General features: G+C 60.4%; 14 protein-coding genes and 2 pseudogenes. 7 read left to right on the top strand and 9 right to left on the bottom strand.

Going from position 1 to position 16624, the window contains the following annotated elements:
* Positions 1-79 precede the first annotated feature (79 nt).
* From ACO07W_RS08685 to ACO07W_RS08655, 7 genes and pseudogenes are all read right to left on the bottom strand, one after another.
* Positions 80-2953, bottom strand: a complete 2874-nt coding sequence (locus ACO07W_RS08685) for an RND family transporter (protein WP_421842406.1) — start codon at positions 2951-2953, stop codon at positions 80-82.
* Positions 2950-3372: an MmpS family protein gene (locus tag ACO07W_RS08680; protein WP_421842404.1), complete on the bottom strand. Its 423-nt coding sequence runs from the start codon at positions 3370-3372 to the stop codon at positions 2950-2952. The genes ACO07W_RS08685 and ACO07W_RS08680 overlap by 4 nt, the downstream gene beginning before the upstream one ends.
* A 518-nt stretch (positions 3373-3890) precedes the next feature.
* Complete coding sequence (locus ACO07W_RS08675) at positions 3891-4763, bottom strand: AfsR/SARP family transcriptional regulator (protein WP_421842402.1); 873 nt, start codon at positions 4761-4763, stop codon at positions 3891-3893.
* 74 nt (positions 4764-4837) lie between these two features.
* Positions 4838-5137 carry an AarF/UbiB family protein gene (locus tag ACO07W_RS08670; protein ID WP_421845886.1) on the bottom strand — a complete coding sequence of 100 codons (300 nt, stop codon included), beginning with the start codon at positions 5135-5137 and terminating at the stop codon, positions 4838-4840.
* 778 nt (positions 5138-5915) lie between these two features.
* Entirely contained in the window at positions 5916-6374 is a 459-nt protein-coding gene (locus ACO07W_RS08665; protein ID WP_421845885.1) for a DUF5078 domain-containing protein, read from the bottom strand.
* 65 nt (positions 6375-6439) lie between these two features.
* The gene (locus ACO07W_RS08660; protein ID WP_421842400.1) at positions 6440-7351 is read right to left on the bottom strand and encodes a crotonase/enoyl-CoA hydratase family protein; all 912 of its coding nucleotides are present in this window, start codon (positions 7349-7351) and stop codon (positions 6440-6442) included.
* Positions 7352-7382: 31 nt separating this feature from the next.
* A pseudogene (locus tag ACO07W_RS08655) lies at positions 7383-9437 on the bottom strand (prolyl oligopeptidase family serine peptidase).
* A gap of 65 nt (positions 9438-9502) precedes the next feature.
* Here ACO07W_RS08655 and ACO07W_RS08650 point away from each other — a divergent pair.
* The 6 genes from ACO07W_RS08650 (at position 9503) to ACO07W_RS08625 (ending at position 14255) form a co-directional block, all read left to right on the top strand.
* Entirely contained in the window at positions 9503-11026 is a 1524-nt protein-coding gene (locus ACO07W_RS08650) for an aldehyde dehydrogenase family protein (RefSeq protein WP_421842398.1), read from the top strand.
* A complete protein-coding gene (locus ACO07W_RS08645; RefSeq protein WP_421842396.1) occupies positions 11026-11565 on the top strand; it encodes a DUF779 domain-containing protein in 540 nt (179 codons plus the stop codon). Before ACO07W_RS08650 ends, ACO07W_RS08645 begins: the two co-directional genes overlap by 1 nt.
* A 20-nt stretch (positions 11566-11585) precedes the next feature.
* A complete protein-coding gene (locus ACO07W_RS08640) occupies positions 11586-11864 on the top strand; it encodes a putative holin (protein WP_421842394.1) in 279 nt (92 codons plus the stop codon).
* Positions 11857-12414 carry a hypothetical protein gene (locus tag ACO07W_RS08635; RefSeq protein ID WP_421842392.1) on the top strand — a complete coding sequence of 186 codons (558 nt, stop codon included), beginning with the start codon at positions 11857-11859 and terminating at the stop codon, positions 12412-12414. Before ACO07W_RS08640 ends, ACO07W_RS08635 begins: the two co-directional genes overlap by 8 nt.
* Positions 12415-12568: 154 nt before the next feature.
* Positions 12569-13963: a dihydrolipoyl dehydrogenase gene (gene lpdA / locus ACO07W_RS08630; RefSeq protein ID WP_421842390.1), complete on the top strand. Its 1395-nt coding sequence runs from the start codon at positions 12569-12571 to the stop codon at positions 13961-13963.
* A gap of 7 nt (positions 13964-13970) precedes the next feature.
* Positions 13971-14255 carry a hypothetical protein gene (locus ACO07W_RS08625; protein WP_421842388.1) on the top strand — a complete coding sequence of 95 codons (285 nt, stop codon included), beginning with the start codon at positions 13971-13973 and terminating at the stop codon, positions 14253-14255.
* A 21-nt stretch (positions 14256-14276) separates the two neighbouring features.
* Here ACO07W_RS08625 and ACO07W_RS08620 read toward each other — a convergent pair whose 3' ends face one another.
* On the bottom strand, positions 14277-14852 hold the full coding sequence (locus ACO07W_RS08620) for a carboxymuconolactone decarboxylase family protein (RefSeq protein WP_421845884.1): 576 nt from the start codon (positions 14850-14852) through the stop codon (positions 14277-14279).
* Between the two features lie 5 nt (positions 14853-14857).
* On the bottom strand, positions 14858-16273 hold the full coding sequence (gene ramB, locus ACO07W_RS08615) for an acetate metabolism transcriptional regulator RamB (protein ID WP_421842386.1): 1416 nt from the start codon (positions 16271-16273) through the stop codon (positions 14858-14860).
* Between the two features lie 162 nt (positions 16274-16435).
* On the opposite strand from ramB, the pseudogene ACO07W_RS08610 reads away from it, so the two are divergent.
* Positions 16436-16579, top strand: a pseudogene (locus tag ACO07W_RS08610) (acyl-[acyl-carrier-protein] thioesterase); the annotation flags it as partial.
* Positions 16580-16624 lie beyond the last annotated feature (45 nt).

Below are 16624 nucleotides of genomic sequence, written 5' to 3'. Positions count from 1 at the left end.
GAGTCACGCGATGCGGGTGCGGTGTCGTGGGGTTGCCCAACGGATCCTCGGTGCCGGGGCGCCGCCTAATGCGGTCGGTTCAGGCGAAGGACCGATCCAGTGGCCGGGTTTCGACCGGTCTTGTTGGGAGCGGGGCTGGCCGGGTACGGACTCGCATCGGCCACCAGAACCAGCGTCCCAGCAGCGCAGCGATGGACGGAACCATGAACGAGCGCACGATCAATGTGTCGAATAAAAGGCCAAGCGCGATGGTGGTGCCTACCTGGCCGATCACCTTCAGATCGCTGACGACCATGGACCCCATAGTGAACGCGAACACTAGGCCTGCGTTCGTGACTACTTTTCCAGTGCCGCCCATCGCGCGGATGATGCCAGTCTTTAACCCGGCACCAATTTCCTGTTTGAACCGGGATACCAGGAGCAGGTTGTAGTCGGAGCCCACCGCGAGCAGAACGATAACGGACATCGCGAGTACAAGCCAATGCAATTCGAACTTAAGAATATGCTGCCAGAGTAACACTGAAAGCCCGAAGGAAGCCCCCAAAGAAACGGCCACGGTTCCCACAATAACGGCCGCCGCAACAAAGGCGCGAGTGATGATGAGCATGATAATGAAGATGAGGCAGAGTGAAGATATGCCCGCGATAAATAAGTCCCATTTGGCTCCCTCGGAGATGTCTTTGAAAACGGCCCCCGTCCCGGCCAGGTAGATTTTTGCGTCCTCCAAGGGGGTTCCTTTGAGCGACTCCTCAGCAGCAGTATGTATCTTGTCGATACTGGCAATCCCAGCGGGGGATGAAGGGTCTCCTCGATGCAAGATTATGAAGCGAGCCGCGTGGCCGTCCGCGGACAGGAACATCTTCATGGCGCGCTTGAAGTCGGCATTCTTGAAAACTTCCGGTGGTAGGTAGAAAGAATCGTCATTCTTCGCGGCGTCGAAGGCTTTGCCCATCGCAGTCGCGTTGCCGCTTATCTCATCCATTTGATCGAAGATCCCGCTCATGGTGCTGTGCATTGTCAGCATCATGGTCCGCATACTTGCCATGGTTTCGATCATCGGCGGGAGTTGGGCGACCATCTGCGGCACGAGTTGATCGAAGTTCTTCAGATCATCCAACAAGATATGTAGTTTCTCGCTGACCTGATCCAGCCCGTCGAGGGCGTCGAATACCGATCTCAAAGACCAGCAAACCGGTATATCATAGCAATGTCTTTCCCAGTAGAAATAATTCCGGATCGGTCTCCAAAAGTCATCAAAATTCGCGATGCGGTCGCGTAAACCATCGGTAATTTCTTGCACCTGCTCAGTGTCGCCGACCATTCGGTGAGTATTATCGGCCATTTTCGTCATCAAGTCGCGCATTCTCTCCATAAGCGCGATCGTCTTAGTCATTTCATTGGCCTGCTTCAACAGGTCGTCCATCCGGTCACGTTGGAACTTCATGGTCTGAAGCTGGCCGGCGTTTTGCATGCTGATCTGAAACGGTATCGAGGTGTGGTCCATCGTCGTGCCCTCGGGCCTGGTTATTGCCTGCACGCGAGAGATGCCCGGAACGCGGAAGATTCCCTTGGCCAGTCTGTCCAGGATCAGGAAGTCGGCTGGATTGCGCATATCGTGATCTGATTCGATCATCAAAATCTCTGGCTTCATCCGGGCCTGAGAAAAATGGCGACCCGCGGCTTCATAACCCTGATTTGCCGGGATGAATCTGGGTAGGTACTCCTGGTCGTTGTAGCTGGTCTTATACCCGGGCAGGGCGAGTAGCCCGACGAGTGCGACGGAGACTGTGGCGGCAAGGATGGGAACGGGCCAGCGGACCACTGCCGTACCCACTCTCCGCCAGCCGCGAACCTTCAGCATTCGCTTGGGGTCGAATAGGCCGAAGCGGCTGCCGACGGTCAGGACTGCCGGCCCCAGCGTGAGCGCGACCGCGACTGCGGTGAGCATCCCCACCGCGCAGGGAACGCCCAGGGTTCGAAAGTAAGGCATTCGAGCGAAGCTGAGGCACAACGTCGCCCCAGCGATCGTGAGCCCAGATCCCAAAATGACGTGGGCGACCCCGCGATACATGGTGTAGTAGGCCGCTTCTCTGGCCTCGCCGGCCTGGCGGGCTTCTTGGTATCTACCAATGATGAATATGCCGTAGTCGGTACCGGCCGCGATCACCAGCGAGGTGATCAGGTTAACCGCAAATGTGGATAGCCCAACATGCGCGGTTTGCCCGAGCAACGCGACGGCTCCGCGGGCCGCACTCAATTCGATTCCCACCGTGAGCAGCAGCAGAAAGACGGTGATGGGGGACCGGTACACCAGAAGCAGCATGATTAGAATCACCGCGACTGTGGTCACGGTGATTCGGATCATCGATTTGTCGCCGCTGTGGTTCATGTCGCTAACCAGGGCCGCGGGCCCGGTGACATAGGCTTTGACGCCGGGCGGCGCGGGTGTCTCGGCGATGATCTTGCGAACGGACTCAACGGACTCGTTTGCCAATGGTTCGCCTTGGTTGCCCGCGAGGTTTAGCTGAACGGTTGCGGCCTTGCCGTCGCTGCTTTGCGAACCCGCTGCCGTGAGTGGATCCCCCCAGAAGTCCTGGATGCTCTGCACGTGTTCGACATCGGTCTTCAGCTTGTGAATCAAAACGTTGTAATACTCGTGGGCGTCGTCACCGAGGGGTTGATTACCCTCCAAGACGATCATCGCGGCACTGTCGGAATTCCCTTCATCGAAGGCATGGCCGATGTGCTTCATTGCGTCAAATGACGGCGCGCTCTGCGGGCTCAGCGATACCGAACGCTCTCGCCCGATTTGTTCCAGCGAGGGGAGGAAGATGCTGAGGGCAGCGACAACCGCCAGCCAGAACAGGATGATGGGCACCGAAAACCGGTGAATCAGTCTGGCGAGCGGGGAACGTTCAGCGTGGGTATCGCCGGTGAATCTGCTCGCGTTCACGCGGACTTCACCAAGCAGAACGTGTAGGCGTTGACGTGGTGAGAGACCCTCTCGGCTTTGACCTTGCCGTCGACAATGATCCGGCAGCCAATGCTGTCGCTATTCCCTTGGGCCACGATATTGCCCATAACTGCAGGCAAGGTTGTCGTAATGTGCAATGACCAGGGTAATGGTGCGTCATCTACCTGTTGCGGCTCGGAATTGACGTCGAAATAGCTGATGTCCGCGATAGTTCCAGGAGGACCGAAAATCTCATAGGTCAGCTGTTTGGGATCGAATGGCTTGCTATCGCTAAGTTTGCTGTCTGAATACAGCTCGCGTTTTTCCGAGCCGAAGAAGCCCCGAATCCGATAGACGGTGAACCCGCCGACCACGAGCACCACCACGATGACCACCGGAATCCAAACCCGCGCCAGCACCCTAAAAATCTCACATCCCCTTTGCCTGCGTTTCCCGGCGGGCAGTACTTTGTCCGCTCGGGCATGTGCAACTACAGGTCACCGCGCTGCGCCCTGCGTCGATCCCGATGGATCTGGCAGGTCCACCTCGATCATCTCGCGACAGCTTGAGGAACCTTGAGCCGGCGACGCCTTGACGACAAGCGCAACCAAGCCTTACCTAAGTAAATCATGGCCGCGATTCCGGCTGTGTGTTGCCTGTTGGTTTGCGGCGAGGGTAACGCATATCGCGTGCGAAGCAAGGTGCCGTCGCCCGCAACCCAGTTGCAAATCAGACCGTGTGCCTTGTTCGCGGGGGTGCGCCACCGCGCGGGTTTCAGCAGTGTGCGGACTTTGTCTGCGCGTTCGGTTGGCTTGCCTCGCCATAGCCTGCATGGGCTCTGTGTCCGAAGCGGCAGGAGGTGGCGACGGTTGTGAGATTGGGGACTGCGGGGGGCGATTCGGGTTATTGAAGCCGGTGCCCACGGCTCGGGGTGCGCTCACGACAACTGCGGCGGGGCTGCTCTGTTGTCGATGGAGAGGCCACGAGATCGGAGATCTGATGGATTGCCGGGGGAGTAATCGATCGGCGTTGAAAAGCAATCGCAGTGTTGAGAGCAGATCCCACGTGATTCGGATTCGATTCCGTTGAGAATCTCCATATGCAGGCGCTGGAATGACTGCGGCGGGTCGATCCCTAGCTCGCTGCGGAGTCTCCTGCTGAGCTCAGCGAATATTTCCAGAGCCTCAGCCCGGCGGCCGATCCGCGACAGTACCTCCATTAGCTGGTAGTGATACTGTTCGCGGAACGGGTGCCGGAGACATAACTCCTGGAGTTCGAGTGCTGCCTCGTGGTAGCGACACAGTTTTACCTGGGCCTCAATCACCAACTGCCGCAGCGCCGTGATCTCTTCTCGTAGCCGGATAGCGCTTCCGTTGAGGACTTGGCCCAGCTGCACGTTCAGCAGTGGTTCGCCCTCAACGAGTTCCAGAGCGCGATGTGCGATCGAGATAGTCAGTTCCGGGGACTCGGCATAGTCGGCCTTTGCCTGTTCGGCGAGCGCGCGGAACTGCGCTAGATCGATATTGATCGATTCGTCGCGGAGTACATAGCCGGGTGACGCAGTCACTACCACGTCGCCCGGGTGCAGGTCGCGAATCGCTGTGCGCAGTTGATAGATGTACGTCTGCATGGTCGCCATGGCACTGCGTGGCGGGCTGTCGGCCCACAACTCGGCGATCAGGGTGTCGCTGGCGACCACCGATCCTGCTCGCAACGCCAACACCGCCAGTACCTTACGAACTTTAGGCGGCAAGGGTTTCTCAATTTGATCAGTGCCGAGCCAAACGGGCCCGAGCAATCGGATAGTCATTCCGTGAACCGTGCTCATCAAGTCCCCATCGCGAACCATTATCTACCCCTCCGACGGCAGTCGGCCTTTTAGCTTCAGGGCCTGAACTGGTTGCTCAGAGAGTCGTGAAACGCTCGAGCAACACCCGGATGCTGCATTTTGACCGCGACCTCGCGACCATCACCCGATGTGACGCGGTGCACCTGAGCAATCGACGCGTTTGTCGCTGGCGCGCTCATGGGTTCGGCGAAATGAGCTGCGGCGTCTCCCAATTCGGCGCCCAAGATCTCACACGTCAGCACAGCGCCCATCGCTGGAACTTGAAACTGCAAGCGCGACAGTGCCTTCTGGTGCAATAAGAATTCTCCGCTGCCAACCGCGCCGATATCGATCATATGCATTAACCGGCCAGCCTATTGGTGCGCCACGAGAACGCGATCGGCGGTGCGCTGGTGAAAACACGCCGTCGCGCCGCTGTCGCCCGCCTGCTCGTAATGCCGCCCTCGGCTGGGTGAGTGGCTACTCTCGCCCAGCCGAGGCATCCGTTCACCCGGTACCGACATTTTCTCATCAAGCATAGAAAGCTCACCCCGAGCCAACAGGAACAGTCAAGTCATCCCTTATTCAGGATAAGTGATCACTTTGACAGGGTCAATGCGTCAGCGGTGTCGATCTGAGAATTCCTGGTCACGAAACGACGCGTCTGACCTAGTTGGTTGTTTCGACGATCGACGGTGAACGCCTGCGAACGACCGTCTCTGGGTTTTGGGCCGCGCGACACTCGCTGAACCTGGCTCGCCTTGCAGCCGCTCTGGAGCTGAATCGTGTTGGTCCCCAACCGGATCCCCGGTTGGCTGCGCCGTTGCGCTGACACCAAAGTTGTGACTGCTCTGCTCGCGGTGAGATCCGACTACAACCTCGATGTGAAGATTACCGGGCGGTCAACAGCACGATCGCTGGTGATCTATTGCTCGACGCGCGGAGCATGCGCTCATTTTCATGATGCCGGCTACCGTCGTAGCGCTGCGCCTGTGGTTCTGGCGACCGCAGCAAGTTTGCACTCATATCGGTAGTCAGATGCTCAGGCCTTTCAGGCTGTCCGGTGCTGCGTGCTCTGCTGCTGCCCGGAGGCCGCGATTACGTTGGATCGTTGCTGGGCCGAAACTTCTCGACTTATACCCAGTCCCACACCGACATGTCGCCGGCGGGGTATTGGTTGCAAACCTCGGTGGCCTTTGCGACCACGCCCTTGTTGTTGAAGAAGATCTTGGCCCAGTTGCCCCAGTGCGTCGCCATCTGCTCGTAGTAGATGTTCGTCGCAGTGTCCTCGGAGTACTGCCTGCGCCCGGCGGGAGTCAGAGAGAAGAACCAATGGATACGGTCCACCGCTCCCTGCTGGATGTCAGGTGGCCTATTGCTCTTGTCGATCATGTAGCGCTGGTAGTAGATCGGACTGGTGTCCCTCGCGGCGGCCAAGTACTGCTCCGCGTCGCAGGTGGTCGCGATAATCCTGCGGGGTATCGGGTAGTCATCGGTGGAATCGGCGGCCGCCGTCGTCGGCAACGCCACGGCAGAGAATCCGAGTGCGAGAAAAACAACGCCTGCACGCAGGCGGCTACTGAGCCGAAACATATTGGTCACCGTATCACTTTCGGTGTCCGCGCGGGTGTCGGACGTCTGATTCATAGCCCATCTTACTAGCTATCGCCATCAGGGACGATGATGTGTGAGGGGTCCGGCCTTAGCTCCGGCGGAGCCTGGCTGTAGTCGCCGAACGGTCCGTCGCGGCGCTCCGCCGCGGCCCGCACTCCTTGGGTTTTCGCGGTCTGGATGAAGTCGAGCGCATCCGGGGTGTTGCGCATCAAACCATCGAGGATGCCCCCGAGCACCTGCGTCGATGCCAGGCCCATGTTCTCGTAGGCCTGGTTGACGATCAGCTTCTGTGCCCGCAACTGCGACAGCGGGATTTGTGCCAGCTCGGTGGCGATCTCGGCGACGCGGGCCTCCAGCCGTTCGAATGGAACCGCCTCGTTGATCAGCTCGATCTCAGCGGCCTGTACACCAGTGAGCGGTCGACCCGTCAGCGCGTGCCATTTCACTTTGGCAAGGCTTAGCCGGTATAGCCACATGCCAGTGAGGTAGGCCCCCCAAATCCGGCTGTACGGTGTGCCGATCACGGCGTCGTCGCTGGCGATCACGATGTCGGCGCACAGCGCGTAATCACTGGCCCCGCCTACGCACCAGCCGTGCACTTGCGCGATCACCGGTTTAGACGCCCGCCAGATGGCCATAAACTTTGGCGTGGCCCCGGTCTCGCGGGCCGTGACCATGGCGAAGTCCTTGCCTGGATCCCACTGGCCGTCGGTCATTATTTTCCCGGGCCAGTGCTGCATCCCGCCGGCGAAGTTGTAGCCACCGGAGAACGCGCGGCCGGCGCCCCGCAGCACGATGACTTTAATTTCTTGGTCGCGTTCCGCTCGACCGACCGCGGCCTCGATCTCGTCGGGCATGGGCGGGACGATGGTATTGAGTTCGTCGGGCCGGTTCAGCGTGATGGTGGCAACCGCACCGTTCGTTGTGTACAGCAGCGTCTCGAAGTCATTGGCCATAGCAGGAGTGAAGTCATTTCTGTGTAGTGGGTCAAGTGTCGGTCAGCGCCCGGTGCAGGAACGAATAACTCAACGCTGCTTTGAAAGCGAACTGCTCGTTGTCGGCTGCGCCGGCATGACCGCCTTCGATGTTCTCGTAGTACCAGACTTGATGGCCCGCTGCCGCCAGAGCCGCGGTCATCTTGCGAGCGTGGCCGGGGTGGACTCGATCGTCGCGGGTAGAGGTCGTCATAAGTACGGGCGGGTACTTTTGTTCCGCTGAAATATTTTGATAGGGAGAGTACTTGGAAATGAACCCCCAGTCGTGCTGGTTGTCCGGGTCGCCGTACTCCGCCATCCACGAAGCACCTGCTAGGAGCAGGTGATAGCGCTTCATGTCCAACAAGGGCACATCGCAGACCAGCGCGCCGAATCTTTCCGGGTATTTCGTCAACATGATGCCCATGAGCAGGCCACCGTTGCTGCCGCCTCGCGCGCCGAGTCGTCCGACGGTAGTGATGCCGCGGCGCACTAGATCAGTGGCTACGGCCGCGAAGTCTTCGGCTACTTTGTGCCGGCCTTCTCGCATTGCCTGGGTGTGCCAGCTAGGCCCGTATTCGCCGCCGCCGCGGATGTTGGCCAAGGCGTAGGTTCCCCCGCGCGCCAGCCACAGCCGGCCCAGTACGCCGTCGTATCCAGGCGTCCTGGACGTTTCGAATCCGCCGTAGCCGCTGAGCAGTGTGGGGCTCGGTCTGTCAGTTCTGTCGGATCCGCCGGGTCGCACGACGAAGTACGGGATCGATGTCCCATCCTAGGATATTGCGAAATGCTGTGCCACAGAAATGTCTTCGGCAGCAAAGAACTCCGGTCCGGACTTGATTTGGTGGAGCTGGCCGTCGTCTGTGCCGCGCAACAGCCGCGACGGAGTGTCGAATCCGCTGGAATCGAGGAAGAACTCGTCGCTGTGGCTGTCTGCGCTCACAATGACCGTATTGGTCGCGGCCGGGATACCCGGTATCGCCTGGCGGTGCCACTTGCCAGGTGTTGCTATCTCAACCCGGCTGGCTACGTCAGCCAGCGTTACGACGAGGAGACGATCGCGCGTCCACATGTACTGGTGCAGGGCGGTGTGTGCGTCGGGGCTGAAGACGATCCGCAATTGTGCTGTGCCGGCCAGGAAATCGGCGTAGTTGGCGGCCAGCAACGAGCCTGCCCGAAAGATGGTGCTGGCGTTGGTGTGCACAGTCCAATCGGTACGCAATTCGATTAGCAGCCAGTCGCGGTGAACTGACACGCTCGCGTCGGTGGGGGCATTGATGCGGATTAGCTCGGAGCCGCGCAGTTCGTAAACCTCGTCGTTCCAGAAGTCGAGGGCTCGCACCAGCAGCGTGCGTTCGAAGCCGGGCGTTCGATCGACCGATGCGACGACTTGGACGTCTGTGCGGGCGCCCTCAAACACCGTTTCCGCGTCACCGAGCGGGGTGCCCCGGCGCCATCGCTTGATCATCCGTGGGTAGCCGGATTCGGTGAGCGAATCCGCGCCGAAGTCGGTGCCCACCAAGACTGTGTCCAGGTTTTCCCAGGCGATCTGGGACTTGGCTTCGGGCAGCTCAAACCCGTCAACGACGAATTCGCGTGTCAACATGTCGAACTCCCGCACGACGGACGCATCGGAGCCTCCTGGGGAGAGACCGACGAGAGCACGTGTGTAGTCGGGTTCGATGACGCCGGCGCCGGCCCAGACCCATTTGCGATTGTCGGCTCGACTTAACTCATCTAGGTCGATCAGTACGTCCCACTCGGGGGAGTCGGTGCGATAGCTATCCAGGGTGGTGCGACGCCACAGCCCGCACGGGTTGGCCGCGTCGCGCCAGAAGTTGTAGAGGTGCTCGCCGCGCCGACGAACATAAGGGATTCGGGTCTCTGTATCGAGCACCTCAAGTGCTTCGTTACGCATATGTTCGAACTCGGCATCGCAGAACATCGTCAGTGACGGTTCGTTGCGCGCGCGCACCCAATCCAGTGCATCATCGCCGGTTACGTCCTCGAGCCATAGGTACGGGTCCGCGGCATGCGCAGGGCTGTCGTCGGCGGCCGGAGATGTCATGGAAGCCATTGTGGTCTCGACGGTAGTGTGAGCCGTATTACGTGATCGAACGAGGGGCCGAACCGATGACTGTCTTTGCCCGCCCGGGTTCTGCCGGTGCGTTGATGTCGTACGAATCCCGCTACGGAAACTTCGTGGGGGGACAATGGGTCGCGCCGGCGGCCGGCCGGTATTTCGAGAACCCGACGCCGGTGACCGGCCAACCGTTCTGCGAGATTCCGCGTTCCGACGAGTCTGATATCGAGAAGGCGCTCGATGCCGCGCACGCGGCGGCCCCGGCTTGGGGTAAAACCGCCCCGGCCGATCGAGCGGCAATCCTGAGCAAAATCGCTGACCGCATCGAGCAAAACACTGCCTCGTTGGCTGTGGCTGAAGTCTGGGACAACGGCAAACCTATCCGGGAAGCTTTGACCGCAGACATTCCGCTGGCGGCTGATCACTTCCGATACTTTGCTGCAGCGATCCGCGCCCAGGAGGGTTCGCTGTCGCAGATCGACGAAGACACGGTGGCCTATCACTTTCACGAACCGCTGGGTGTGGTGGGGCAGATTATTCCGTGGAATTTCCCGATCCTGATGTGCGCCTGGAAACTGGCACCGGCGCTTGCGGCCGGCAACACGGTGGTGCTGAAGCCCGCCGAGCAGACGCCAGCCTCGGTGCTCTATCTGATGTCGTTGATCGGTGACCTATTGCCGGCCGGCGTGGTCAACGTGGTCAACGGATTTGGCGTTGAAGCAGGTAAGCCGCTGGCGTCCAGCGACCGGATCGCTAAAGTCGCGTTTACCGGGGAAACCACCACCGGGCGGCTGATCATGCAGTATGCCTCGCACAACCTGATTCCAGTCACCTTGGAACTTGGTGGCAAGAGCCCCAACATTTTCTTCTCCGACGTGCTGGCTGCGCACGACGACTTCCAGAGTAAGGCACTGGAGGGCTTCACCATGTTCGCCCTCAATCAGGGCGAGGTATGTACCTGCCCATCGCGCAGCCTGATCCAGGCCGACATCCACGACGAGTTCTTGGAGTTGGCGGCAATCCGAACCAAAGCGATTCGGCAGGGCGATCCGTTGGACACCGAGACCATGCTGGGTTCCCAGGCCTCCAACGACCAGCTGGAAAAGGTGTTGTCCTACATCGACATCGGCAAGGGGGAGGGCGCCAAGGTGATCACCGGTGGCGAGCGCGCCGAGCTGGGTGGTGATCTTTCCGGCGGCTACTACATGCAGCCGACGATCTTCAGCGGCTCGAACAGCATGCGGGTTTTCCAAGAGGAGATCTTTGGCCCGGTGGTAACGGTTACGCCGTTCGGTGGCTACGACGACGCGATGCAGATTGCTAACGACACTCTCTACGGCCTCGGAGCTGGCGTGTGGAGCCGGGACGGCAATGTTGCCTACCGGGCTGGCCGCGATATCAAGGCCGGTCGGGTATGGGTCAACTGCTACCACGTCTATCCGCCGCACGCGGCCTTCGGTGGCTACAAGCAGTCGGGTTTCGGCCGCGAGACTCACAAGATGGCCCTTGATCACTACCAACAGACGAAGAACCTGTTGGTGTCTTATTCCGACCAGGCGCTCGGCTTGTTCTGATGCGAGTTCCACCGGAAACTCCTGCCGGGGTCGTCATCACCGCGACCGCGGCCGCGGTCCTGACCCGGTTGTGGGATCGGCACGGGCCAGTGATGTTCCATCAATCCGGTGGCTGCTGCGACGGGTCGTCGCCGATGTGCTACCCGATCGGCGACTTCCTTGTCGGTGACCGCGATGTCTTGCTCGGAGTGGTCGACCTTGGACCCCGCGCGAGCAGTGAGCCAGCCGCAGACAGTGTTCCCGTGTGGATCTCGGGGCCGCAGTATCAGGCTCACTATCAGGGGGAAAAGCACACCCAACTGATTATTGACGTGGTGCCGGGCCGCGGCGGCGGGTTTAGCCTGGAAGCGCCGGAGGGCGTACGGTTCCTTAGCCGCGGCAGGGTGTTCAGCCCTGCCGAGAAGGCGTTATTGCAGGCTGTGCCGGTGATCACGGGGGCTTCCTACGCGCGCGGTGAGCGGCCATCGGCGCGAGGCGGCGTGGTCGATGTTGACGACAGCGATGCCGCGCCGGATATATGCGCTGCTAGAAGGCCGTAGCCGCAGTAGAGTTTTTTAACGTGATTCCTCTTCCACGCGCGTGGCTGATCGCGAGTGCCATGCTGGTTGGCAGTGCGGTTGGGCAACTGGCGGGCGTGGCGTCCAGCGTGTTGGTTCACACCCGCGTCCGCCCCGACCTCGTCATCGCGCTGGTGGTCGGGATTCCCAGCGTGGTCGGGTTGTTGGTGATCCTATTTTCTGGACGCAGGTGGGTGACGACGGTAGGCGCGTTCATCCTTGCGGTGGCGCCTGGTTGGTTGGGTGTGCTTGTGGCGATTCAGGTGGTTTCTAGTGGCTGACGAACAACCTGCGTCGAGTCCGGGAACTGAGCCATTCGTGCCCGACTTCGACACCGGTACACACTCGCAGCCGTTTCTGTCGCTGGGCGAGGAGCAGGCAGGGGAATCCGCGTCGCGGCCCTATCCCGATGAGTCGACGGAGGAGCCGGAGGATCTGTCGGACACCGTCGACGCCGTAGAGCTCGAGGCGGCTGGGTCGGTGCAGTCGGTCACCGTGCCTAGCCGGTACACCTACCTAAAGTGGTGGAAGTTGGTTTTGGTGCTTCTCAGTGTGTGGATCGGCGCCGCGCTGGTCGGGCTGGGCTTGTTTTTCTGGTGGTTCCACACGATCGACAAGACGCTACCTGTGTTTGTGGTCCTGGCCTATGTCGTCGCGTGCACGGTGGGGGGCCTTCTGCTTGCGATGGTGCAGGGTAGGCCGCTGCTGACTGCGCTGTCGTTTGCGGTGATGTCTGGTCCGTTTGCCGCGGTCGCCGCCGCGGCGCCGCTCTACGGCTACTACTACTGCGAGCATATGAGTCGCTGCCTAGTCGGCATCATTCCCTATTAGTTCGCTGTTCCGCGTTTTCCTGCACGCGAGGTGTGACCCCGGCGTGCGCCCACGCGGCCTCATCGTGAGCGCCAGGTGTTCTCAGTGCGAGATTCTGAGTGTGGCGATACCCGTTGTTGAGGTCGGTATGCACCGGGCCACTAGGGTAGTGGCCGTGACTCACTATGACGTCGTTGTTCTCGGAGCCGGTCCTGGCGGATACGTCGCGGCCATTCGTGCCGCACAGCTCGGTCTGAACACTGCAGTTGTCGAGCCGAAGTATTGGGGCGGAGTTTGCCTCAATGTGGGCTGTATTCCTTCCAAGGCCTTGTTGCGCAATGCGGAACTGGCCCACATCTTCACCAAGGACGCCAAGACTTTTGGCATCAGTGGCGAGGCGACTTTCGACTACGGTATCGCCTTCGACCGGAGCCGCAAGGTGGCCGATGGTCGCGTGGTCGGCGTGCACTATCTGATGAAGAAGAACAAGATCACCGAGATCCACGGGTACGGCAGATTTACCGGCTCCAACGCGATGTCGGTGGATCTTAACGATGGTGGCGTGCAAGACGTGACGTTCGACAACGCCATCATCGCCACTGGTAGCAGCACCCGGTTGGTTCCGGGCACGTCGTTGTCGGCGAACGTGGTGACCTACGAGGAACAGATTCTGTCCCGCGAGTTGCCCAAATCGATCATCATCGCCGGAGCCGGTGCCATCGGCATGGAGTTCGGCTACGTGCTGAAGAACTACGGCGTTGCCGTGACCATTGTGGAATTCTTGCCGCGCGCGTTGCCCAACGAGGACGCCGAGGTCTCCAAGGAGATCGAGCGACAGTTCAAGAAACTGGGTGTCAAGATTCTCACCGGAACCAAAGTCGACTCCATCTCCGACGATGGTTCCGAGGTCACGGTAGCCGTCAGCAAAGACGGGAAGCCCGAGGAGCTCAGGGCCGAAAAGGTGCTGCAGGCCATCGGCTTTGCGCCCAACGTCGATGGCTATGGATTAGACAAGGCCGGAGTTGCGCTGACCGAACGCAATGCCATCGGCATCGATGACTACATGCACACGAATGTCAGGCACATCTACGCTATTGGCGACGTCACCGGGCTGCTTCAGCTCGCTCACGTTGCCGAGGCTCAAGGAATTGTGGCAGCTGAAACCATTGCCGGTGCAGAAACTTCGGCTCTCGGGGACTACCGCATGTTGCCGCGCGCTACGTTCTGCCAGCCGCAGGTTGCCAGCTTCGGCTTGACTGAGCAGCAGGCCCGCGACGATGGCTACGACGTCGTGGTCGCCAAGTTCCCGTTCAGCGCCAACGCCAAGGCACACGGCCTGGGCGACCCTAGTGGTTTCGTCAAGCTTGTGGCCGACGCCAAGTATGGCGAGCTGCTGGGCGGCCACATGGTTGGTCATGACGTGTCTGAGCTGCTGCCCGAGCTCACGTTGGCTCAGAAATGGGACTTGACGGCGAACGAATTGGCGCGCAACGTACACACCCATCCGACAATGTCAGAGGCGCTACAAGAATGCTTCCATGGCCTAGCGGGCCACATGATCAACTTCTGAGCAAACGGTGAAGACCAGCAAGATCAATGAGATCGTCGTGGGTGGCGTCGGTGGTGTTGCTGTGGGCTACGTCTGGTGGTTGGTGGCCATTTCCATCGGTGATGGGCTGACGACGGTGAGTCGCTGGAGTTTAATGGTGTTGCTGTTGTCGGGCGCTCTCGCCGTCTGCGCGGCGGTGGGGGTCGTGTGGCTGAGGCGGCGCGGCAACTATTCTTGGGCAGCGTTCGCCTTGGGTCTGCCAATTCTTCCCGTGGCGCTCACGTTGGCTGTACTGGCCGACATCTACTTTTGACTTTCGCGGGTAGGCCAGACTTTAACGCGGGTAGTCCAAGGGGATCTCGAGAGCGCTAATCGTCGCGGCCAGTCCGTCGTATTGGGTTGCGAGCATGCAGAACTCGATCAAGCGGCGCCGGCTGAGGTGAACTGCCAGCTGGTCCCACGTGGTCTTGGTGATTGAACGGTCCTTGATCAATTCGTCGGTTGCCGCCAGCAGCGCCTGCTGCCGGGCGCTGAGCACCTTTCGGGGTCCGTCCCCTTCAGGGACCTCTGGCCAGGCGAGGATCGTGGCTTGCGTGTGGGCATCCAGCCCTGCGCGGCGCGCCATGTTGCGGTGATGTTGGAGCTCGTACTCGCAAGACCGCAGCCGTGCTACTCGCAGGATCACCAACTCGGTGTCGACACGTCGCAGACGACCTCGCAGCAATAGGCCGCTATAGATCAGCCAGGCCCAGAATAGGAACCTACGATGACCGAGGGTGGTCAACAGATGCATCTCCGGTGCCCGCAGTATTCGTGCCCCGACCTTCGCGAATGCCCAGTTGATCGGTCCGAGCTGGCGCAGCCGACCCGACGGTATTCGACCGACTGGGCCGCCGGGGACGGCTTGAATATCGCTCACGGTTGTTTCACCAAATATGGGGACACGGTGCTGCGGTGTTCGTCGAGGTCGAGTGCGCGCCCCAGGGCGGGAAATGCGCGTTGTGGGCAACGGTCGCGTTCGCAGACGCGGCAACCTGAACCGATCGGCGTGGCGATGTTCCCCGACAAGTCGAGTCCTTCCGAGTAGACGAGTCGGTGCGCGTGGCGAAGTTCGCAGCCAAGCCCGATCGCGAAGGTCTTACCTGGTTGACCATAGCGTGCCGCACGACGCTCGACTGTGCGGGCCACCCACAGGTAGTTGCGGCCGTCAGGCATCTGGGCGATCTGCACCAAGATCTTGCCCGGGTTGGCGAACGTTTCGTAGACGTTCCACAGTGGACAGGTCCCGCCGCTAGAGGAGAAATGAAAGCCGGTGGCTGATTGTCGTTTTGACATGTTTCCGGCTCGGTCGACCCGGACGAACGAGAAGGGGACGCCCCGCATGGACGGGCGCTGCAGCGTCGACAGCCTGTGGGCGATGGTCTCGTAGCTCACCGAGTAGAACGCGGATAGCCGCTCGATGTCGTAATGGAAGTTTTCGGCGACGTCGTGGAACTGACGGTATGGCAGCACAGCCGCCGCGGCGAAGTAATTGGCCAGCCCGAGACGTGCCAATGTGCGAGACTCGTCGCTGGTGAACTTCCCTTCGTCGACCAGGTTGTCTATTAGCTCGCCGAACTCCAGATAGGCGAGTTCGGCTGCCATTTTGAATGCCTGTTGGCCCCACGACAGATGGTTGCTGATTTCCAAAGTGTTGGTTCTAGGGTCGTATCGGTGCAGCACGGTGTCGCCGAGATCGATTCGCCTGTTAATACGGACTCCGTGCACCTCGGCCAGGCGGCGGGTCAATTCGCGGGCCAAGTCACCGTGGTGCATCCGCATCTGGATCGTAAGATCTTCGGCTGCGGTGTCCAGTTCGTGTAGGTAGTTCTGGCGTTGGTAGAAGTAGTCACGTACCTCTTCGTGCGGCATGGTGATCGACCCGCTACCGCTGCCGTCGGTATACCGCTCCTCGGTGGCGGCGGCTAGCTGCGCGGTGGTGATTCGATAGCGTCGATGCAGATTGACCACCGCGCGCGCGAGGGCTGGATGGGTGCTGACCATTTCGGCGACTTCTGGCGGCGGGATGTCGATGTCGAGGTCTCGGTCCATAGTCACCTCGCGCAGTTCGGCGACCAGGCGGGTGTCGTCGTGGGAGGCGAAAAAGGTTGCGTCCACGCCGAACACCTGGGTGATCCGGAGTAGTACGGCCACCGTGAGCGGACGTACGTCATGCTCGATCTGGTTGAGGTAGCTCGGCGAGATCTCCAGCATCTGGGCTAGGGCGGCCTGGCTGAAACCACGCTCGCTACGCAGTTGACGTACGCGGGAGCCAACGAACGTTTTGGACACTTAACACAGAGTACGCTGCGGTTGCGAAGGCATAGTTTGCAGATTTAGCAGAGTGGCGTGGTGGGTTTCGATTGGAATTTCGGTAGCGGCATTGGCATGATTCGCATCGGCGAGCTGAGGCAAATGCTGGGCCATCGACCAGGAGGAAATGGGAGCTAAGCCGTGAGCCTGGACAAAAAATTGATGCCGGTGCCAGACGGTCACCCTGACGTGTTCGATCGTGAATGGCCGCTGCGCGTCGGCGATATCGACCGCGCGGGCAGGCTCCGGCTAGACGCAGGTGCTCGGCACATCCAGGACATTGGTGGCGTCTTAGGACTGGTGTAAAAACGCTGGGCGCATGTTCCTGGT

The sequence above is a fragment of the Mycobacterium sp. genome, from assembly GCF_965230835.1.
GTDB lineage: Bacteria > Actinomycetota > Actinomycetes > Mycobacteriales > Mycobacteriaceae > Mycobacterium.
The sequence above is the reverse complement of the archived record's forward strand: the minus strand, read 5'-3'. Positions and strand labels throughout refer to the sequence as shown.